At 46.2% G+C, this 21137-nt stretch carries 21 protein-coding genes; 11 read left to right on the forward strand and 10 right to left on the reverse strand.

The features are described 5' to 3' along the window. Positions 1–6 precede the first annotated feature (6 nt). Together KGF70_RS08510 and KGF70_RS08515 are read left to right on the forward strand one after the other, a co-directional pair. On the forward strand, positions 7–1224 hold the full coding sequence (locus KGF70_RS08510; RefSeq protein ID WP_216768395.1) for a CDP-glycerol glycerophosphotransferase family protein: 1218 nt from the start codon (positions 7–9) through the stop codon (positions 1222–1224). 109 nt (positions 1225–1333) lie between these two features. After that, positions 1334–4603, forward strand: a complete 3270-nt coding sequence (locus KGF70_RS08515; RefSeq protein WP_253954801.1) for a CDP-glycerol glycerophosphotransferase family protein — start codon at positions 1334–1336, stop codon at positions 4601–4603. Between the two features lie 188 nt (positions 4604–4791). On the opposite strand, the gene KGF70_RS08520 is transcribed toward KGF70_RS08515, so the two are convergent. Next, on the reverse strand, positions 4792–5751 hold the full coding sequence (locus tag KGF70_RS08520; RefSeq protein ID WP_253954798.1) for a L,D-transpeptidase family protein: 960 nt from the start codon (positions 5749–5751) through the stop codon (positions 4792–4794). 257 nt (positions 5752–6008) lie between these two features. Between KGF70_RS08520 and KGF70_RS08525 the strand changes: the two genes are divergently transcribed. The 3 genes from KGF70_RS08525 (at position 6009) to KGF70_RS08535 (ending at position 7489) form a co-directional block, all read left to right on the forward strand. Next, positions 6009–6572, forward strand: coding sequence for a UbiX family flavin prenyltransferase (locus KGF70_RS08525; RefSeq protein WP_216768393.1), 564 nt, complete (start codon positions 6009–6011; stop codon positions 6570–6572). Between the two features lie 2 nt (positions 6573–6574). Continuing rightward, positions 6575–6985 carry an amino acid decarboxylase gene (locus KGF70_RS08530; protein WP_216768392.1) on the forward strand — a complete coding sequence of 137 codons (411 nt, stop codon included), beginning with the start codon at positions 6575–6577 and terminating at the stop codon, positions 6983–6985. A gap of 195 nt (positions 6986–7180) precedes the next feature. Then, a complete protein-coding gene (locus KGF70_RS08535) occupies positions 7181–7489 on the forward strand; it encodes a hypothetical protein (protein ID WP_216768391.1) in 309 nt (102 codons plus the stop codon). Positions 7490–7677: 188 nt separating this feature from the next. Here the strand turns inward: KGF70_RS08535 and KGF70_RS08540 are convergent, their stop codons facing one another. Next, on the reverse strand, positions 7678–8118 hold the full coding sequence (locus KGF70_RS08540) for an Rrf2 family transcriptional regulator (RefSeq protein ID WP_216768390.1): 441 nt from the start codon (positions 8116–8118) through the stop codon (positions 7678–7680). 184 nt (positions 8119–8302) lie between these two features. Between KGF70_RS08540 and KGF70_RS08545 the strand changes: the two genes are divergently transcribed. Together KGF70_RS08545 and KGF70_RS08550 are read left to right on the forward strand one after the other, a co-directional pair. After that, on the forward strand, positions 8303–8992 hold the full coding sequence (locus tag KGF70_RS08545; protein WP_003637501.1) for a TetR/AcrR family transcriptional regulator: 690 nt from the start codon (positions 8303–8305) through the stop codon (positions 8990–8992). A 169-nt stretch (positions 8993–9161) separates the two neighbouring features. Further along, on the forward strand, positions 9162–10556 hold the full coding sequence (locus tag KGF70_RS08550; protein WP_050337866.1) for an Nramp family divalent metal transporter: 1395 nt from the start codon (positions 9162–9164) through the stop codon (positions 10554–10556). Between the two features lie 69 nt (positions 10557–10625). Here the strand turns inward: KGF70_RS08550 and KGF70_RS08555 are convergent, their stop codons facing one another. The 5 genes from KGF70_RS08555 to KGF70_RS08575 all read right to left on the reverse strand — a co-directional run bounded on the left by KGF70_RS08555 (position 10626) and on the right by KGF70_RS08575 (position 14288). After that, positions 10626–11267 (reverse strand): hypothetical protein, encoded by a 642-nt coding sequence (locus tag KGF70_RS08555; RefSeq protein WP_216768389.1) that lies wholly within the window; start codon positions 11265–11267, stop codon positions 10626–10628. 89 nt (positions 11268–11356) lie between these two features. Next, the gene (locus tag KGF70_RS08560; protein WP_101872708.1) at positions 11357–11668 is read right to left on the reverse strand and encodes a hypothetical protein; all 312 of its coding nucleotides are present in this window, start codon (positions 11666–11668) and stop codon (positions 11357–11359) included. Positions 11669–11717: 49 nt separating this feature from the next. Next, on the reverse strand, positions 11718–11969 hold the full coding sequence (locus tag KGF70_RS08565) for a hypothetical protein (protein ID WP_050337863.1): 252 nt from the start codon (positions 11967–11969) through the stop codon (positions 11718–11720). Between the two features lie 257 nt (positions 11970–12226). Beyond that, positions 12227–13597 carry a cell wall metabolism sensor histidine kinase WalK gene (locus KGF70_RS08570; RefSeq protein WP_216768388.1) on the reverse strand — a complete coding sequence of 457 codons (1371 nt, stop codon included), beginning with the start codon at positions 13595–13597 and terminating at the stop codon, positions 12227–12229. Next, on the reverse strand, positions 13584–14288 hold the full coding sequence (locus KGF70_RS08575; RefSeq protein ID WP_050337861.1) for a response regulator transcription factor: 705 nt from the start codon (positions 14286–14288) through the stop codon (positions 13584–13586). The genes KGF70_RS08570 and KGF70_RS08575 overlap by 14 nt, the downstream gene beginning before the upstream one ends. Positions 14289–14505: 217 nt before the next feature. Here KGF70_RS08575 and KGF70_RS08580 point away from each other — a divergent pair, with 217 nt between their 5' ends. The 3 genes from KGF70_RS08580 to celB all read left to right on the forward strand — a co-directional run bounded on the left by KGF70_RS08580 (position 14506) and on the right by celB (position 17208). Further along, on the forward strand, positions 14506–14793 hold the full coding sequence (locus KGF70_RS08580) for a hypothetical protein (RefSeq protein WP_216768387.1): 288 nt from the start codon (positions 14506–14508) through the stop codon (positions 14791–14793). A gap of 77 nt (positions 14794–14870) precedes the next feature. Next, a complete protein-coding gene (locus tag KGF70_RS08585) occupies positions 14871–15587 on the forward strand; it encodes a MurR/RpiR family transcriptional regulator (protein ID WP_216768385.1) in 717 nt (238 codons plus the stop codon). Positions 15588–15885: 298 nt separating this feature from the next. Next, positions 15886–17208 carry a PTS cellobiose transporter subunit IIC gene (gene celB / locus KGF70_RS08590; RefSeq protein ID WP_088770184.1) on the forward strand — a complete coding sequence of 441 codons (1323 nt, stop codon included), beginning with the start codon at positions 15886–15888 and terminating at the stop codon, positions 17206–17208. 157 nt (positions 17209–17365) lie between these two features. Here celB and KGF70_RS08595 read toward each other — a convergent pair whose 3' ends face one another. Then, positions 17366–17653 (reverse strand): type II toxin-antitoxin system RelB/DinJ family antitoxin, encoded by a 288-nt coding sequence (locus KGF70_RS08595; protein WP_216768383.1) that lies wholly within the window; start codon positions 17651–17653, stop codon positions 17366–17368. Between the two features lie 160 nt (positions 17654–17813). Next, a complete protein-coding gene (locus KGF70_RS08600; RefSeq protein WP_216768382.1) occupies positions 17814–18125 on the reverse strand; it encodes a hypothetical protein in 312 nt (103 codons plus the stop codon). Between the two features lie 225 nt (positions 18126–18350). On the opposite strand from KGF70_RS08600, the gene KGF70_RS08605 reads away from it, so the two are divergent. Then, positions 18351–18608, forward strand: coding sequence for a hypothetical protein (locus KGF70_RS08605; protein WP_021338208.1), 258 nt, complete (start codon positions 18351–18353; stop codon positions 18606–18608). 1248 nt (positions 18609–19856) lie between these two features. On the opposite strand, the gene KGF70_RS08610 is transcribed toward KGF70_RS08605, so the two are convergent. Then, positions 19857–20888, reverse strand: a complete 1032-nt coding sequence (locus KGF70_RS08610; RefSeq protein WP_216768381.1) for an LCP family protein — start codon at positions 20886–20888, stop codon at positions 19857–19859. Positions 20889–21137 lie beyond the last annotated feature (249 nt).

Here is a 21137-nt window from a genome sequence, read left to right on the forward strand (position 1 = left end):
TAATAAATGGCAGTAAAAAATATAATCAGCCTTGTTTATCGCAAATTATTCAATTTGATTGCGATCCTGTGCCCAGTGCGAAAACATGTCGTGCTATTTGAAGCATTTAATGGTAAGGTACCAACGGATAATCCGTTGTACGTCTACCAAGCGCTTCAAGCGGCACATCCTGACTGGCATTTAGTCTGGGGCGTTAAGCAGCGTTTATTGGCTGAAGCTAAGCGCCAATACCCGCAAATGACGATTATTCCCCGTTTTTCCCTGCAATGGCTATGGGTGGCGCCGGTCGCTGAGTTCTGGGTCTTAAATGCGCGCTTGCCATATTGGCTGCGCAAGAATTCGAAGACGACCTATATTCAGACTTGGCACGGGACGCCGTTAAAGCGACTCGGGATTGATATTCCGAACGTCTCCATGCCGGGAACGGATACGGAACAGTATCGTCAGAATTTCACCACTGAAAGTCGGCGGTGGGATTACTTAATTGCACCTAATCAATTCTCTAAGGATATTTTTCGCCGGGCGTTTGATTTTCATAATCAATTTTTGGATTATGGCTATCCGCGCAATGACCGGTTAGTGAATCAGGCTAAGAATCCACAAGCCTTGGCAGCAATTAAGCAAAAAATCATTGGTCACAAGACAGGTAAAGTGATTTTGTACGCGCCAACTTGGCGAGATGATTATTTCATTCGCCAGGGTATGTATAAAATGAACTTGCCTTTTAGCTTGAGCAAAGTTGTTAACGCTTTGGGTAAAGATGATGTGCTCATCATCCGGCCGCACTATTTAGTGGCAGAATCAATCAATATCCATGGCTTTGAAGCGCAGGTTAAAGTCTGTGTCGATGAAGATATTGATGATTTATATTTAATTAGTGATTTATTGATTACGGATTATTCTTCTGTCATGTTTGATTATGCGATTTTAAATCGGCCGATGTTATTTTACCCGTATGATTTGGCGCATTATCAAGGGGATATTCGCGGCTTTTACTTTGACTATGACAAGGTCCCCGGTCCAGTCGTCACGAACGAACTGGATTTCGTCAGTGCCTTGGAACAATTCTTAAGTCAGGGCAATTATCCGGCATACGCGACTAAAATGACCGCCTTCCGTCAGCAATTTACGACGTGGGAAAAGGGAACCGCTAGTGAACGGGTCGTGGCGTTGATGGAGGCAGTTAGTTGTGAGAAGAAATCAGTGACTTCTGTGGAACGTTAGATAATGATAGTGTTTTAGTTGAATAAACAACAAAATTATAAATGAAACATGGCTCAACACCACAGCGGTAAGTGGCGCTGGAATTTTGGAGGGAATCTGTTTGAAAAAGATGGCGGTAGCGATTAGTTCTGGTAAGTTAGTGATTGAGACCTCTCAGAACAGTAAATTTGAGAACTTACAATTGCTTCTCACTAATCATGTTCAATCATATTATTTAAATAAAGAAGTGCTCAGTGTTGAAGATGATGCAGTTAACTACCGGTTTACGTTGGACTTAGCGCAAACATTGAGCGCAATGGTGGATGACCAACAGCTTGATGATGTGGCAACTAAATTTACGATGATGCACCAGTATACATATACAGATGAAACGACTGGTGAAGTCCGTGAATATGACCGTTCACTCCGAATTCCAGTTCGGCGAGAATGGCAGCTAGCGAATGTTGAGCGTTTTTGGGACGCTGAGCACAGCCACTATCTACAACCATATGTGACGAAAAAGAACGCCTTAGCATTCCTACTTGACCGTGAACTTAGTCTGAAACATTATGTGAACTATAAAGTCATTCGGAAGATTAAAGTTCAAGAAGACCGGGTCGCATTTGAAGGCTTCTTTGATACCCTGTTTTTCCCACTGGCTGATTGTCGGATGGCAATTGTTGAGCGGAGCGGTGAAAAGACGTATCAACGGTCCTTCGAATATCATTCGGTCGAGACCAAATATTCACGCATTTATCGGTATGCGTACAAAATTGAACTGACCATGGCGGAATTGAGTGACTACCTCAAACAGTTGGATCAATCCAACGAATTGAGCTTGGACTTATTTTTCATCGGTCACTTAGCAGGTACCGATGCGCCGTTAAAATTCCGAATTGGTAACCCACGCTTTATTACCAACTATACGATGAAGGGTGAACTCGCACTACAGGATTCAGCCAAGAAACAGTGGCTGTCATTGGTCCCGTATTTTACAATCAAAGGATTGAATTTGTCGTTCACGTTCAACGCTTATCAGCAAGATGCCTATGCGTACTTTAGAGCGCACCAGCATCACTGGCGGGCCGTTGCTAAGCAGGCTGCGGACCGCGATATCTGGATTATTGGTGAGCGGTCGTATAAGGCTCAGGACAACGGTTTTCGATTCTTTAAATATTTGCGTGAACAGCATTCGGAAGTTGAAGCGTACTATGTCATCCGCAAAGATTCGATTGAGCGCAAGAATGTCGAACCACTTGGAAATGTGATCGACTTCGGTTCAGCCGAACATTTCGAGAAGGTTATTCAAGCTAAGTACATTTGCGGGACGCATCATCCGGACTTTCTATATCCCATTCGAAGTAAGTCTTATGAACAGAATATTCATGCCAAACGAATCTTTTTACAGCACGGGGTCTTTGGAACGAAGAATATTGCCCCGTTCTATGGCAAATCCGTCGTGAATGGGTTCTATACAGATTTGTTTATCACGAGCTCACAAAAAGAAAAGCAAATTGCGGTATCTGACTTAGGCTATGATGATAAGGAAGTCGCAGTGACGGGTTTAGCGCGTTTTGATAGCTTGTTTAAAAACGATTTGCCCGTCAAACGCCAGTTACTGATTATTCCAACGTGGCGCGATTGGATCACTAACGACGAAATTTTTGAGAAGAGTGAGTATTTGGCGCGCTATCGTGAGTTATTATTTGATGCTCGTTTGAAAGAATTTTCGGAACGCTACCAGATGGAAATCGTGTTTTGTTTACATCCCAACATGCAAGCCTACGTCGATTACTTTAAAGATGCCCCAGTGACGATTGTTCATCAGGGCGAGGTAGATGTGCAGGTGTTGATCAAAGAAAGTGCGATGATGCTGACGGACTATTCTAGTGTTGCATTTGATTTCAGCTTTTTGCATCGGCCAGTACTTTATTATCAATTTGACCGAAAACGTTTTATTGGTCAATACACTTCTCATATTGATTTGGATAAGGAATTACCAGGGCCGATTACGGATTCACTCGATCAGATTTTTGATCAGTTATTTCAATATGGTGCCCAGGACTTTGCGATGCGACCACAGGATATTCAGAAGGCTGACCGCTTCATTGCACATCGGGATACACAATCCTGTGACCGGATTTTTAGTGCCGTGACCCAGTTGCAAGATAAGACCGTCAAAGAAAAAGTACGCAGTGATGTGTTCTATCTGAAGCTTCAGCAACGTTTCCGGCGTACGCGTAAGTTATATTTTCCAACGATGAAGTTCTTGTACTGGTTCTGGTCACATTTCAGTGCCGTGAAGCCCAACCGAATCATGTTTGAAAGTAGTGTTGGGAAACGCTACGAGGATTCGCCGCGGGTCATTTATGAAGCAATGGTCAACTTGTATCCGGATTTAGAATACATTTGGGTGTCGAGAGACAATCAACCTCTGCAGGCAAATGCCAATACGAAGATTGTCCGGCGACTATCCTTCGATTACTATCGCTACCTTGCTACTAGTCGGTATTGGATTAATAATCAGAACTTTCCGACCTATCTGACGAAGCGTAAGGGGACTGCCTACCTGCAGACTTGGCATGGGACCCCGTTGAAGAAAATGCAGCATGACCAGGAAGTTATTTCCGGTCGCAAGCCGGGTTATCTGAAGCGGGTGACGCATGCTAAGAACCAGTGGACCGCTTTAGTATCGCCGTCACCATACGCGACTAAGGCTTTCCGTTCGGCATTTCAATATGAGGGCCCCGTTATTGAAAAAGGCTATCCGCGGAATGATTTATTTTTTGCGGATGACGTGGAAGAAACGCGGCAAAAAATTCGTAAACAATTAGACATTGCAGCGGATAAAAAGGTGATTTTGTATGCGCCAACTTTTCGAGATTATGAAAAGTCACATGGCCGTTTTGTTCTAGATAATCAATTAGACTTTGATGCATTCGAACGTCAATTGGGTGACGATTATGTCTTGTTGATGCGTGAACACGTGGTGGTCGCTTCAAAATTACAAATTCCAGAAGCGATGAGGCATAACATTATTAATGTTTCTAATTATCCGAGTGTTCAGGAACTGATGATTGCGAGCGATATGCTGATTACCGATTATTCATCGATTATGTTTGATTATTTGGATACTAACAAGCCAATTTATTTCTTCTGCTACGACTTGGAGAAGTATTTGACCTTGCGAGGCGTTTACTTCGACTTTACTAAGGAAGTGCCGGGGCCACTAGTCGAGAGTGCATCGGCCTTGTTTGATGAAATCAGCCAAGGTGATCAATATTGGCAGACTTATGGTGAGAAGTACCAAGCATTCAAGCAGAAGTTTGCCCCGCATGATGGTAAGCATACGGCTAGCACCGTTTATCAGACGTTCTTCTCGATGGTTAACAAACACTAATACACACTAAAAAACAACGGTTTTCAGGAAGCTATCTTGAAAATCGTTGCTTTGTAATTAGCGTCAGCACAGTCAGAGATTATCCGTAAGAATAAAAATGTTGTTGATGACCGCTCAGTCAGCAACAACATTTTTATTTACCTCGATTAAGATGATTGTAAAGCGTGATTAATTTATGAATCAGTAGCTTAGTAGTTTAACAGCTGCGTTGCATATTGGACGTTAGTGACGTAAGCCCGTGTGCTTAGCTTGCTGACTAACTTTTGCATGTTTCCTAAACTGATGGAGACGCAGCCTTGAGTTGCCCACTGATTACGAACGTGAATGAAGAAGCCGGAGCCGTTATTCTGTCCATGATTATCCATGACGACTGCCAACTGATACTGATTACGCGGTGCCGCTTTGGTGTAGTCAATTAGATGTTCATTCTTATTGTTCGCCCACTTGCGATTTTGCCAGGTATTATACTGGCGGTCTTTTAAGTCTTCAATCCAATAACTGTTTTTCTGGATTTGCCGGTAACCGATGCCGTTCGTCCGAACATGGGCTGCTTTACCGAAAGCAAAGCTCAGATGATAAGTCCCGATAGGCGTACGACTACTGCCTTCGCGTGAATAGCCAATACCACTGCCACCAATCCGACTGCTGGCAGTCAGTGTATTACGCCAAGATAAGCCACGATTCTTTTCCCATAAGCGGAGCGTGGCCGTTGATTTGCCTGATTGGACGACCGTGACGATTTGGCGGGCGTTACGTGCGACGTTTAATTGCGAGACCATCGCAGCTTGTGAATTTTTAATTGGCTTGAGAAAGCCGTGCCAAATCCATCCGGAAGCCCCGTTAGCACCATTGTGCACCCAATAATAAAGGCACCGTTTGCCGTCCTTCGTAATGTAGGTCTTCTGCGTTGCGGTCCAAGCCGTATTACGGTAATTCTTCAAGTTATGGTTCGCTCTGAACGTCCACCGATTATAGTTATCATTAGCTCTAAAAGTATGCGACGTACTATTAGTTGTATAGTAGGTCTGGTGTCTGATGGCTGTTGTTGGTGTCCGATGATAAGTGCGGCTAGCCTGTGCTGGTTGTACGACTAAAACTAGCGTCAAAACTAGTCCGAATCCCAACATGAGTAATTTAAAATGCTTCAATATGAGGTCCCCCCGTCGAAGCTGTAATTTCAGCTTCAATGAATAATTTATATCCAAATAATTAACATGTTTATTATAATATAATGCCGGGAACCGCGCACTAACTGTTTGGCGGATGTGGCCCAGTAAACGTTAATATTCGAAAATAGAATATTAACCAGTCGAAACACGATTTGTTCACGGCTCTGGGACAAGTTATGATAAGGGTGAGGATTAATAAGCAGGATTAATAAAATAATTGAAATGAGGGTGTCAGGATGAAGCGAATTGTTGTCGGAATTACAGGGGCGTCAGGAACGATTTATGCCGTTGATTTATTAGAGAAGTTACACCAACTCCCTGATGTTGAAGTGCATCTAGTTATGAGTGCTTGGGCGAAGAAGAACTTGGAGCTCGAGACGGATTACTCACCTGCACAATTGACGGCATTGGCGGATGCGACTTACCGTGCTAACGACCAGGGGGCGGCAATCGCGAGTGGCTCATTTTTAAATGACGGTATGGTGATCGTTCCAGCCAGCATGAAGACCGTTGCCGGAATTGCTTACGGCTTTGGCGATAATTTGATTTCACGTGCAGCCGATGTGACGATCAAGGAGCAACGTAAACTCGTCATTGTTCCACGTGAAACACCCTTAAGTGTGATTCATTTGGAAAACCTGACGAAATTAGCCAAGTTGGGTGCACAAATCATTCCACCGATTCCGGCCTTTTATAACCACCCGACCACGATTCAAGACTTGGTTAACCATCAGACGATGAAAATCTTAGATGCCTTCCATATTCATAATGAAACGGATCGCCGTTGGGAAGGAGACTAGCCATGCCCACTTTTACGATTGAACAAGCAGGTTATCAGATGCAAGCTACCGTTCAGGTTATCGGATATGACCTGTTGATTGTCGTTACGGGCGGCACCAATCCGCATATCGGTGATGTGCCCACTATTACGGCAACGACGCCGGCCCAAACCGTCAAATTTCCTAGTCACGATGGCCGTTTTCACAAGGATAACTTCATTTCGGATCGAATGGCGAAGCGCCTGCAGTCGTCGTTGCCGGGAAGTTGCACGATTACTGCTGGAATTCATGTCAACCAGATTACTAAGGCACAGATTGCGGCCGCTGCACCAATGACGGATGATTTAAGCCAGCAAATTATCACCTGGCTACAAGCACACCCCATTCAGGCTGCTCGGCCGGAATACTACGGGGATGATGAACAGCCGAAGTAGGGTTAATATTTAAAAATTTTAAGTGCGCTAATTGTTGGACGAAACCGTCTGATAATTGGGCACTTTTTATTAATCAGTGAGCTTCATTTTAATGTTCAGAGGTAACACAACGTTCAAACTCAAACGAGTTATGTTAATATTAACAGCGGTTATCGGCCGTGTGAACACAATCTATCATCCAAGGGCGTCCTTTTAATGAATGAAAATCAAGCAGTTCTCGCACATTTTTTAAAAATAGGTGTTAATGGCTTCGATAGCTTCTGGTCAATCGTTGATAATTCTGACGATGAAGATAATTTTATGCACCTGTTAGCGTATCGAGTCACAACAGCATTTGACTTATTAAACCAACTTGGCGGACTAGGGGTTGTTTTTGATGTTTCCTATGTCTCAAACTCCCAGTCTGGCGCCGCATCCTTACTGATTTCCAAAGACGAACCTATCGAAATTGAAATACGGTCCATTCCTGATTCGGTTATCCAATTTGATCGTTTGGGTCTGTAAGGGAAAAGCAAATAAAGCGTTAGCATGGTGTGAAATCCGTGCTAACGTTTTATTTTTTATATTACGATACACAGTGTGCTAGTTAAATTATCATGAGCCATAAAATAAGCAAAGGACCATCCACAACACGGATGGTCCTTTTTACTGACTACAATCAACCATACGTCACCATGCCAAGTCACGCCAACTTACTGGCGCGCATCCTTCTTGGCCTGTTCGACCAGGATATTATCTACGACGTCTTGCAAGTTCGTCTTGGCTAGGCGTGCTTCGGCGGCAGTTTGTGCTTCCTGATAATATTGCTTCAGGACGGTTTGAATATTGCCACCGACGATGCAGTCGGGATTGGTCTTGGGGTCGACAGCAAGCAGTGGCTTGTCGCCTTCGATGGCGTAGAAAATACTGAGTAGTGAGATTTGGCTCAGTGGCTTAGCTAGCGCGGGTTGGGCGGTGCCGGGAGTCGTTGTAAGCAGGCCAGCTTGGCGGAGCTTGCTCATCAGACGGCGTACGACGACCGGACTTGTTTCGATACTTGCGGCGATGGCGTCACTCGTTAAGCGAGTGTCCGCGTAAATTTTAATGTAGGCCAATAGGTGGATCGAGTCGCTAAACCGGGTTGAAACACGCATGAAATCACTTCCTGTAACTTAATTGATTACTACGATTATAAATAGATTCGTTAATAAAAGCAATTAACAAGATTATGGGAAGGTATCATGTAACTTTTAACTTGAAGGTTGTTTCGGGTAACCGAATCAGTTATGATATAAGTGCCAAAAATGAGCAGTCACTGCAAAAAAGGAGCTTATGACCATGAGTGAAATTGAAACCATTCAAGCCTACTATGCGGCCTCTTTGGGCAAGGATGGTCGGATTACCCGGACCCAGCGGCAGATTCTAGCCGCGGCCCTCGATTTATTTGCAGAAAAAGGCTATGAGGAAGTTGGAACCCGCGAGATTGCCGAACGGGCAGGCGTTGCGGAAGGTACGATTTTTCATAATTTTGTTAATAAAAACGGTATTTTAGATGCAATCATGCAGCCAATCGTGAAGAATATTTTGCCCACGATGTTGAATACGTTAGACCAAGCGGTGTTGGACAGTCCCAATCAGACGCTAGAAGCCTTTATTGTGGCGCTGGTTCGCGACCGAGTCAAGTTTGTGACGCGTAACCGGGCGTCCTTGGCGGTGATTTTGTCGCAGTTCTTCAATAACGCAGAGGACCGTGCTGCCGTGTTAGGAATGGTCTCACCGGCAATCTTAACACAGGCCACTGAAGCCATGGAGCGGCTGAAAGCAACTGGTGAGCTCGTTGAATGGCCCAATCACATGATTTTACAATTGGTCTTTTCAACGATTGGCGGGTACTTGGTCGAGCAAGTCCTGTATCCGCAAGCCGCCACTTTGAGTGACCAACAGGTGGTGCATTATCTCAGCGATTTCTTAGTTAACGGTTTGAGCCCACGGCGTATCCCCTTACAAAGTGATAACACCGCGTCGTAGCAAGCTTTAGGGATGCCAAATTAATAATTAATAATAGTTGACTAATAGGTTAATGGTGCTATACTACCAAGTGGAATTAAAGTGAGTGCTCAATTAAGGGCCGCACTGTTGAGGATCACATAGTAGTCCACAACCTGAATTCTAAACCAATAGAAGAGAGGGTTTCATAATGAAATCAGCAAAAACGAAGGATCACGCCAAGATGAAGACCGCCGAAGAAAAGGCGATTCATTCAACGGGTGCCGATAGTAAGAGCTTGGACGAAGTCAATGGGAGTGTCCGGGTCCCTAAGGATGCCAATTTCTGGCGAACCTTAATTGCCTACACTGGACCGGGCGCGCTAGTTGCAGTTGGTTACATGGACCCAGGGAACTGGATCACGTCAATTGCCGGTGGGTCACAATATAAATACGCGTTACTTTCAGTCATTCTGTTATCAAGTCTAATTGCCATGTTGCTACAAGCCATGGCGGCCCGGTTGGGGATCGTGACCGGTAAAGATTTAGCGCAACTGACACGGGAACGAACGTCAAAAGGAATGGGAATCTTTCTGTGGATCGTCACAGAACTCGCGATTATGGCGACCGATGTTGCTGAAATCATTGGTTCTGGGATTGCTTTGAAGCTATTATTCGGATTTCCACTGATCGTCGGTATTCTGATTACGACCGCCGACGTCTTGATTTTACTGCTATTAATGAAGTTAGGGTTCCGGAAGATCGAAGCCATCGTGGCGACCTTGGTTGCCGTGATTCTGTTCGTCTTCTTGTACGAAGTAATTATCTCACAGCCCAACATTCCAGAAATGTTCAAGGGCTACGTCCCAACCAGCCGGATCGTCAGCGACCGGTCGATGCTCTTCTTAGCATTGGGGATCGTTGGGGCAACGGTGATGCCGCATAACTTATACTTGGGCTCATCGATTTCACAAACGCGGCAAGTTGACCGTAGTGATGAAAAAGAAGTGGCGAAAGCCGTTAAGTTTACGACGATTGATTCGAATATCCAATTGTCAGTTGCGTTCGTTGTGAACAGTTTGCTCCTGATTTTGGGTGCGGCACTGTTCTTCGGTACGAATGGTGACCTTGGCCGGTTCGTTGATTTATACAACGCACTGGGCGATAGTAAGGTCGTCGGTTCGATTGCCAGTCCGCTACTCAGCATGTTGTTTGCCATCGCGTTACTGTCATCTGGGCAAAGTTCCACGATTACCGGGACGTTATCTGGGCAAATCATCATGGAAGGGTTCATCCGTTTGAAGATGCCACTCTGGGCCCAACGGTTATTGACCCGGTTGATCTCCGTGACACCAGTGCTGGCCTTCGCGATTTACTACCATGGTAATGAAGCGAAGATTGAAGATTTGCTGACGATGTCACAAGTGTTCCTGAGTATCGCCTTACCATTCGCGATGATTCCGCTAGTGATGTTTACCAGCAATCGCCAATTGATGGGGAATTTCACCAACCGTGCGTGGGTCAAGTGGACCGCGTGGGTCGTGACCGTCATCTTAATTATTTTGAACATTTATCTGATTTTACAAACTTTGGGAATCGTTAAGTAACACCAGGCCAGCTGATTAAGTCAGCACCTGCGTGGATCAATGATACCGACTAAAAACGCGTTTCTGCCTTTAATTTGGTAGAAACGCGTTTTTAGTTGCCTGCATCGTGATGGGAGTCGCGGTGATGAGGTCGGTCAGGCAAGGGAGTAGCCCGGTTTCAAAATCGTACAAATCAGCGACTTGCTCGCGGGGGTGGCCGTGTTCAGCTAGCTTGAGCAATTGGGACTGGGTGAATTGCAGCTGACTGGCTGGGAGAATCAAGTCCGGCTGACTGTGGCGAGCGAGTGGCTGGGCGTGGTCGTGGACCAAGTAGGCGAAGTTGGGGGCGGTATTTAAAATCAAGGTCAGCACGCTGATTTCGCTAGGGTCAAGCTTGGTCGCCAGTTGGTTCGTCTGGGTCGGTGAATAGACCATTGCCGCGTAGACTTGCGGGGCGAGTTCGGGGAGGCGGGGACTCGGCGGTGTCAGGGTGACCGTCAGTCCCAATTGCCAACTCGCCAGGAGTAAGCTCGGAATCGTCATTGCTTGCATCGGACTCAGCAGGATTGCTTGGCCCGCGTGGACATTTTGTTGTTGTAGGCTGGTTTCACACAACACTAAGTCTTCCAAGATGTCGGCCCCGGTATACCAGGTACCATTACTAGCTTTGAAGACGGGCTCGGCGTATTGACGTTGTAGTTGGCGGGTGATTGCCTTAGTCAATTGACTCATCGCGAGGCCTCCTTACATGAGTTATTGTGATGCACACTTTTCTTGAGCGGGTTGCTAGGGACGGGGTGGACGCTTTGAAACGAGGCCGGTTAGTGGGCGTTGGTCAGGTATTTCATCTTGGTAATGCTTTGGCTGCTAGCATCAATCGTGGCTAACACCTGGTTCTGGGTGGATGCTTTGACCACTAGCCGCGTTGGCTTGGGCGTTAAAACGTGCTTAGGTTGCGTCGTTGACCCACCAGTGGCGAGGTCCGTATCGCGGGTGACTTTGTTGACGAGGGTCGTGGAAGTCGTTTCAGAATGACTAGTAGCGGTGGTATCAGCGGAAGCGGAAACTGAAGTGGCAAAAAGTGTTCCGGCGGCCATTAAGGTTAACGTTAATTTTTTGAATGTGTTTTTCATGATGATCGAACTCCTTTTAAGTGATAATCGTGGTTGTGAGACGGACGGTTTACTGAGCAGCTGGCATTAACCAGTCGTTGGAAAGTAACTGATGGAAGTGGCGGCCAAGCGGCACCCAGAGCTGCGACTTGCGAATGTTCTTTAACGTATCCCAGAATAAGGGATCTTGTAATTGGTCGTCGCTCAGTTTAACTTTGACGAATTCACCGTCTTCAGTCTTAGCAATGACCAACGGATAAGTCACCTTGACCAGTTGTACGGCGGTGATATTTTTAATTTTAGGGTCGGTATCTAATAACATATTTGATTTCTCCTTAATCGGTTGGCTTAATCGTTTTTAATTAATGAATTGATGTTTAAGCATCGGTTGTTTTATTTATTGAATGACTATAGTTTACCGGCAAAGTGCGGCTGTAACTATCGACTTACCATAAACTTTATCTAAGAAATTCTTAGATTAGCACTTAGATTCGACCAATCCCGCATCGTGACGGCCTTTTGACGACATAAAAAAACTAGTTTTCAGGCTGAAATAACCCTAAAACTAGTTGAGAAGACTTATTTCGCGACGGGCCAACTGATGGTAAAAATACTGCCAGTTGGGTGATTATCGCTGATTTTGATCGTTGCTTGGTTCAATGTGACTAATTGTTGGACGATGGCTAGGCCTAGGCCACTACCTTCGACGGCCTGCGAATGGGATTGGTCGACGCGATAGAAGCGCTGGAAAACGGCCTGTTTTTGGTCGTCCGGAATGCCATCACCGTGGTCGGCGACTGCCAGTTCAATAGCGGTGTCCGTTTGGTGCAACCGCAGCGTGATTGGCTGGTCATGCGGAGAATACTTGTGGGCGTTATCCAAGAGCGCCACCACGATTTGTTGTAGCATCTCGGCATTACCCTGAACGTGAATCCCAGCATCGATTTCAAGGTCGAGTGGTTGGTCAATGGACGGCTGGTAGTGTTCGGCCAGACTCAGTAGTAGTGTCGATAAGTCTTGGTCAGTCAAGGTGAGCTTGGCGCGATCCGCACGTGATAAGTGGAGTAAATTCTCAATCAAATGCTGCATCCGCAATGATTCCTCATCGATAAATTGCAATGACTCGGGCATAACTTCCGGATGGGCGTCACCACGCCGACGAATCAGACTGAGATTGCCACGAATCGCCGCAATTGGTGTCCGCAGTTCATGAGAAGCGTCGGAGATAAATTGGCGCTCGTGTTGCAGCCGCTGGTTTTGCGTCACGAGCAGTTCATTGAACGCACGCCCTAAATCATTGATTTCTCGAGGGCTGGCTGGCACATCCAAGGTCGGCTGGTCACTGTCAGGATTATTGGACGTGTAGCGCGTCTCGTGCAGGAGCTTGATGGTCGGTTCACTCAGACGACCAGCGAGCCGATGTGCCCACCAGGTTCCAAGCGCGAGTGCGGCAATCATGAGTAGAATCAAGATGAAGAGACTGTTGAAGAGTCGCCGCAAACTGACCCACAGCTGGTACGTGTTATGGCCGTCCTTTTGTTGATAAGATAAGAAGAAACCGAAGTCCTGAACATAGACCAGTGGCCCGACTAATTTCGTCTGGTGCTTGGCGAAGAACGCTTTGGAAGACGGGGTCGTAATAATTGTCCGCTTAGTCTTGGTTGCCGTCGTCCAGGTGGCTTTTTTCGTCGTCACCCGGATGAATGCGGGCTGCTTGGTATTGCGCGTCGTCGTATTGTTCCACTGAACAAAGCTCGGCACGTCCTTGATGTTGGCTTGATTGAGGCTGGTCATCAAATCACGGGCTTCACGGGTCGTATTGAGCGTTTGTTGGGCGCCGACCATGATCAAGGTAATCAGACTGACGAGTAGTGTGATGGTCAGCATCAATCGGCGAATCGCTTGATTGATCAGTTGTTCGTACGTTGGCGTGTCCTTAGTTTTGGGCATTGGTGATCGACTCCCTTAGCTTATAGCCGACGCCACGCACCGTTTGAATCAATGGTGCCGCATCGGGTGTGGTAATTTTATTGCGCAAATAACCGACGTAAACGTCCACGACATTCTGTTGGCCGAGAAAATCTGCGCCCCAGACCTGGTCGAGTAGGTCATCACGGGTAAAGACTTCGTCCGGGTGCGCGAGGAAGAATTGTAGTAAATCATATTCACGATGCGTCAGAGTGACTTCTTCCCCAGCGTTCGTGACGCGGTGGGCCTTGGTATCTAGTTGGATATCGTCAAGCTGATAGACCTGGTTAGGCTCGACTTGATTCTCAGCCCGCCGCTGAATGACCCGTATCCGTGCCAGTAATTCTTCAATTTCAAACGGCTTCGTAATGTAGTCGTCGGCACCGTTATCTAAACCAGCGACCTTATCGCCAACATAATCACGGGCAGTCATGATGATGACGGGGACTTGGTCGTGTTTGCGAATGCGTCGCAGGACTTCCATACCATCCAGCTTGGGCAGCATCCAATCTAATAGGATGAGTAAGAGCTCGTTTTGGTGAGCCTGATAGGTGTCCATAGCGGCCAAACCGTCAGCGGCGACCAGGACGTTAAAATCTTCGAATTGAAGTTCCTTAGTGAGGTAACCTGATAGGCTGTCCTCATCTTCAACAATTAAAATCGTATTTTTCAATGATATACGCCTCCAGAGGATTCAATCACAGCTAGCAGGGTGGCGATGACCGGAAAATCCCAACTAGCCCATCATAATTTATCCTCAATTATAGCGGATATTTATGATGGTTTTCCGATATTTTGACTTATTTTTGTGGATAATTAGCATGCGCAATGAAAGCGCCTTAGAACTTATGCTAAAATTGGACTAATAAAACGGAAAGTAAGTGAGTAAGATGGGACTTTTTGGTGATGCCATGCAAGCACTCTATCATAGTGGGCACTATGGCTACAACGTCAACGTGAAGAAGTCGGCCCCGGCAGTCGACACGAAGGAAGTGCCAGCAATCGCCGCACTCGGCCGAATCAATCGCACGCCGAACTTTAAAACCTGGTCCGTTGATTCCCCCTACAAGACCGCTGAATTCACGGCCAAACTAACGGCGGCGGTGGCCACTTGTGCCTTAGAAATGAGCGATATCGAGATCAAACCACAGATTGACGGCCGGTGGGGCGATAAATAAGTGGAATTTGTTCCTACTAATCCAAGTGATGACATCAATTTATCAGATAGACCAATCAATTTTAATGGGGTGAAACCATGTTTTCGTACGACCAAGTCCAACAGCTCAATCGGTTGGAGATAGAAATTTATAAATATATTGTGGGCCATCCCGTTGAAGTGAGCACCATGACGATTCGCCAACTCGCAGACCACAGCCACGTTTCGGCGACCACGATTCTGCGCTTTTTAAAGCACATGGGATACGACGGATACGCGGAATTCAAGTTCACGCTCAAGGAACAATTGCGGCAAGATGCCACCCAACCGTTGGCGCGGACCGTGATACCAATGCGGACCTTTTTTGACCACATGAGTTTACCTGATGTGACGGCGAAACTCCATCAGGTGGCGGAACTATTGCAGCAAGCGCGGATGGTGATTTTGACCGGAGCCGGGACCAGTGCGGGCTTAGCGACCTATGGCAGTCACTTGTTTGCCAACTTTGGCCTGTATAGTCTAATGCTGACGGACACTGGGCAACCACAAGACTTATCGGACACCGTCTTTTTGGTACTCTCCGTCTCTGGGGAGTCCGAGGACATTAATGAACAGGGCGTCTATTACCAACAAAATGGGGCCAAGGTAGTCGCAATTACCGCTAGCAGTCACTCGACGCTGGCGGGAATCGCGGACGTGGTGTTGAATTATGACACGCCGGAAGTGCAAGCCGTCAGCGGTGGGAGCACCTTGTCACAGTTGCCAGTCGTCTATTATTTAGAGCAATTAGCCATGATCGTGCAACCATTGAATTAAGTTCGTGACCAATTTGTGAAACATGTTCCAAAAATAGAACAAGTTCCGATATCTGGAACGAACTTCCAATTTAAAGTGTAAGGGTATACATTCGCGTGATGACAGGTATAATGAAAATTGTAGGAAACGTATTCATGGGTACAAATGTCAGATGACAGGACGACTCAGTGAGAGCTGATTTTAATTTTGTAAACGGTTAACTGGCCATTGACCGTTTGGTATATCAATTATTCTGTCTTTTAAAATCAGCTGTCCGTTGAATACGTTAGGTTATTAAATTATTCTAGGGGGTCACGACATGAGCGAAAACAATAAGTCGAGCTTTGTTAATGACCGACTTGTCCCATTCTTTGGTAAAATCGCGGGTTCTCGTCACTTGATTGCGTTACGTGATGGGATGACACTCGCGGTGCCAATGATTATCATCGGGTCGGTCTTCATGATTATCGCGCAATTCCCAATCAAAGGCTATCAAACCTTTATGGCGAATACCTTTGGTTCGAACTGGGCAACGATCGTTCAATATCCAACCAACGCATCGTTCCATATTATGGGACTGATTGCGGTCATCGGGATTTCTTATAACTTGGCAAAGAGTTATAAGGTCGACCCAATCTCCGCGTCAATCGTTTCGTTAGGCGCTTGGTTCTTAACGATTCCGTTAAACACGGATAAGGCAGGGGCACTGTGGGTACCCTTAACTCAACTGGACTCTGCTGGTCTGTTTACCGCACTGTTGATTGGGTTATTCATCACTGATTTTTACGTCTTCATGGTTCACCGCAACTGGACGATTAAGATGCCAGATAGTGTGCCACCGGCTGTCAGCAACTCATTTGCAGCCTTAGTTCCTGGCTTCATTATCTTATTCTTGATGTGGTTACTCCGGTTAGCCGTCGAAGCATCACCAATGCACAGCATTCCTAACGTGATTTCCTTCGTCTTGGCTAAACCACTGGGCTTATTGAGTAATACGTTACCAGGGGCCTTAGTTGCCGAATTCGTCGTATGTATCTTATGGATCTTCGGGATTCACGGTGCCAACGTGGTTTCTGGGGTTATGCAACCAATCTGGTTGGCTGCGATGTCACAAAACGCGGAAGCACTTAAGGCGGGCAAAGCTTTGCCAAACGTTGTAACGCAACAATTCTTCGATAACTTCGTTCACATGGGTGGTTCAGGTGCGACCTTGGGGTTAGCCTTCATGATTGCCTTTGTGTCGAAGAGTGCCGAATTTAAGACCTTGGGTAAGTTGGTGATTGGACCAGCATTGTTCAATATCAACGAACCAATCGTCTTCGGGTTGCCAATCGTTATGAACTATCGGATTGCCGTTCCATTCATCTTGGCACCATTAGTTAACGTTACGACGACCTATATTGCGATGTCGACCGGCTTAGTTGCTAAGACGGTTGGGGTCATGGTTCCTTGGACCACGCCGCCAATTATCTCTGGTTACTTAGCCACGATGCACATCTCTGGTGCGGTATTACAAGTTGTCAATATCGTGCTCGACGGTGCCATCTACTACTTCTTCTTCAAGGCCTTGGATCGTGACAAGGTTAAGGAAGAAAAGACCTTCGCTGCTAAGGAAGCTGCCGGCGAAACGGTTGAAGCTTAATTAACTGCTGAAAATAAATAACACCACGCTTAGACCAGTGCGACGATTGTCGTAGGTTTGGCGTGGTGTTTTTGTGTGGTGGTGTTTTTGTGTAACGTGTCTATAAGATTGCGGATATTATGACATGCTTCAAGTCATGGCACAGGCTGGTCTTGAATTAGTCAGCCTTGTTAAGTTCATGACGGACACTACTCTGCCAGTCAGTCTCACTAGTAAAGTGCTGAACTTGGTCGCTATGGGCTTCACGAATGGCCTTGTCAGTGTTGGTGATTAGGTGTGGTCGAAAGGGTAATCCGTTTACCGCAATACTTTGTTTCAGAAAGAGATTGATTGCTGTGGTCATATCCATACCGAGCTCGTGAAATAACTGGCTAGCCGTATCATAGTCAGCTGTCGCTACAGAGACACGCAACTGGGTTTTATTGGTATCAGTTCTCGTCGTCATCGTGCACCTTCCGTTTCTAAAAATGTTAGAAATACCATACTGACGAATTTTACAGATTCAAAGTTTGCCTGAAGATCCAGTCGGACAAGCAAGCTTTTGGCTGACGAACAGCAAACCAACTATCATCTCAGATAGTAGTGCCATAGCGAATCAACAAAGCTCACCGCGTATGAAACTGCGGGTGCAGCATCCGCGGATGACCATGGTCAGCGCCTTTATATTGCAGTAACCAGTAGGCGTTTTGTGGTAAAGCGCTACGGGCGATGACGTGGGCGACGGTGTAGCGAATCGTGTCCGCGTTAGCGTTCGTCCATAATCGCCAGGTCGGGAGCTTAGCGGCATGGATACGCTCCCATTCTCCGAGGGCCTGTTCACTAGCAGTTAATGAGGTGAGTAATTCCGGGCGTTCGTTACCCGTTAATTCAATGTAGTAGCAGTAGGCTTGGGGATGCAGTGTGTCGAGCTGGCTCATGGTCAGGATGCTCCTTTATGATGGTTTCAATTGTTTAATATTAATCAGTAAATGTCACCAATTATAGTACAACCGTTTGACTAATTTGACTAGCTTTTTTACTTAGTGTTATTAAAATGTAATATTTGAAGTTTCAATTAAAAATAAATAAGTGTGCCCCCTTGACCTGAAACGCGTTTCAGCGCTTATATTTAATGGTGAAAAATAGATGAAGGGAGTGCAGCGATGATGGAGACGGGGATTTTAAAACAAGTTGATTTAACGACGACCACTGAGCGTTATTTTTTCGTGCAAGCGCAACGGTTAGCAGGCTATATCTGGATTCGCTCGGTTCAAAATTTCAAACCACTGGAATTGACCTTTCGGCTGAGTGATTTGCGGGTCAGTCAGCATCGGGCGGTCGCTGCTCGTGGCGACGTGCAATACGAATTCAATGATGATACCGGTGGCTTGGTCACACAATTGGCGGATTGGGTCAGCTAAGGACGTTGGGATTGTGATTGGGGCGTTATTGGCATGACCAGCGCGGTCGTTGTGTTCAATACCTGCGCTATCATAATTTTGTAACATGTAAAGTAAATCGTGAAAGTTGTCAATGTTACTAAATATATACGCATTGTGCTAGTTAATTTGTCATGATTCAATGGTTCAATCATGACAAGTTGGCGTCCTGTTCGTCAGCCGATGCGCGCCTTAGTCCGACCTCCGGGGCTGGCTGACAACGCTGGAACAGGGCGGACATCGATTTGAACTCACGCAGAAACCCACTGCGCAATTTCAAATACGAGTCTTCTTCTAGCCCGGGAAAACCACCCGGACAAGAAGAATTTCGCCCTTGAGCATTGTCAGCCAACCCCTACAGTCGGGAACCCGCTCGAATGGCAGATGAACGGCCACCTATCTGGGTACAACTGACCACTGAATATTAAGGACTGGTCCTTCAGGCAAACTTTTAATTGGCCTCAATAATGCTTTATCACACTTAATCACTAAAAAAATCAGTTGAATTTTCTTCGCAAGATTCAACGGACATTAGTCTTGAATTTAGTTGATAAATTACCTTCGTTTATAATTTGAGGCTTTGCTATCTCAAACGATTAGGGAAAGTTCTGACAAATTCAGTGAAACTGCTGATTTGAAAAGTTAAAACATGAGTTAGGAAGCTTAGCTATCATTAGAAACTAGTCTGACAGTTGAATGTCAAAATGACCTTGGACTATGAATCAACGACTAATCTAAGAAAAAGTTGAGTTCGCACGCGTCTGCCTTTCGAATACCATCCAGGCTGGAAGGTGTTTCTGACAATGCTCAGCGATGAAATTTCACTTAACAAGCGTCTTTTGCTTGGTTAGTGAAAGACCAGTATTTAAGACGTGGGTTGTCGGCTTAAATCTGTGTCCATCGCGTTCCAGCGTTGTCAGAAATACCTGGAAGCCGGACTAGGACGTCTCTACAACAGCAGGTTTACGCAAACTCGCACTGTTCCCAGCTGGTCTCAGCTGGCAGCCTTTTGAACTTGGAAATAGCAGGATTCAATCATTTTTAATTCTAAATAATAACTAGCACACCGCGTAAATATATATGTTACGATGTCGGCGACTGATTCTAACAACCAGTTCTAACGTCTTATTTCTTATTTCAATGAAGAATTTTAACAGCTGATTGCACTAGAAAACGGATGGCAGTTCGAAGCACACGACTTCGAGCTGCCATCCGTTTTTGGAATCAGGGTTACTTCGTATTGTCAGTATAGGTAATCTTATCTAGCCCTTGCGTATCGTAGTTGAGATTGGTTTTACCGTCATATACCGTGTTAGCGGCATTTAACTTGGTCTCCATATTGCTGAGAGTCTGCGTGTTCAGTCCTAATTGGGTCCGTAAGCGATTCGACGTTTGTTGTAATGTCTTAGTCGTCAAAATCTGATAGGAACTAGTATTGATCCAGGCGGGCAACCCGACGACTTGTGTGGATTGGATGTGCTTCATGTTTGCACGGTCGTGGGTGGCCAGGCCGACCAAGTCGTCAAAGCTCAAGTCTGTTTGCAAGTTGCCTTTGAGCGACGTGAGCAATTGATCATAGCGGCTATAAGTCTTGGTCTGCGCGAGCTTGGCTAGGACAGCGCGCATGACCTGTTGTTGGCGGAGCTGTCGGCCATAGTCACCCTGCGGGTCTTGGTAACGCATCCGCGTATAGGCCAGGGCCTGAGTCCCGTTCAAATGGTGCTCACCCTTTGTGACGGTCACGTGGTCGAATGAGACGTTGAGGGGACTGGTAATTGTCACGCCACCGACCGCATTCACGATTTGCTTGAGGCCGCCCATATTAATGGTAGCGTAGTAGTTGATGGGAACGTTGAGCAGTTGGCTGACGCTGGCTTTCGCCATTTTGGAACCGCCAATGTTATAAGCGGCATTGAGTTTTTGCACGTTGGTGTCTTGGTCACCGACCATCTCAGCGAGCGTATCGCGGGGGATACTCGTAATGACGGTCTTTTTCGTCTTGGGGTTGATCGTGACGACCATGATCGTATCCGAATTGCCCTTGTCGATGCGCCCGTCCGCCCCAGTATCGACCCCGAGCAACAGGATGCTGAGGGGCTTTGTCGGATTGACTTTGGTATTACTGCTACCCGTGTAGATGGTCGACTGGTAGCGGGCCTGCGCCTGGCGAATGATAACACCCAGTGCAATGGCGATGATGACAATGATAATGCCGACCGTGATGAGCACCGGCCGTAATTTTGAAGATGCTGAATGCCGCATGTTCAAATCCTCCCTTAATGAAGGTCGTTAAGGCTAATTCCCCGTATTAACGACCCGTTTGCAATGATTCACAATCACTAGCATACCCGGTTCAAACGCCGCCGGAAAATACTTATTTTGAGTGTACGCAATTCAAAAAATAGATACCACGTAAAAGTATTGGATTGGAAACTGTGCGAATAGACGGGCGGTCGTCTTGCGGACAGTATTAATGTCGAAAACGGATTCTTGGCTTATACTGACATTGAA

Origin of the sequence: Lactiplantibacillus sp. 7.2.4, assembly GCF_018991185.1 — a bacterium.
GTDB classification, from domain to species: Bacteria; Bacillota; Bacilli; order Lactobacillales; family Lactobacillaceae; genus Lactiplantibacillus; species Lactiplantibacillus pentosus.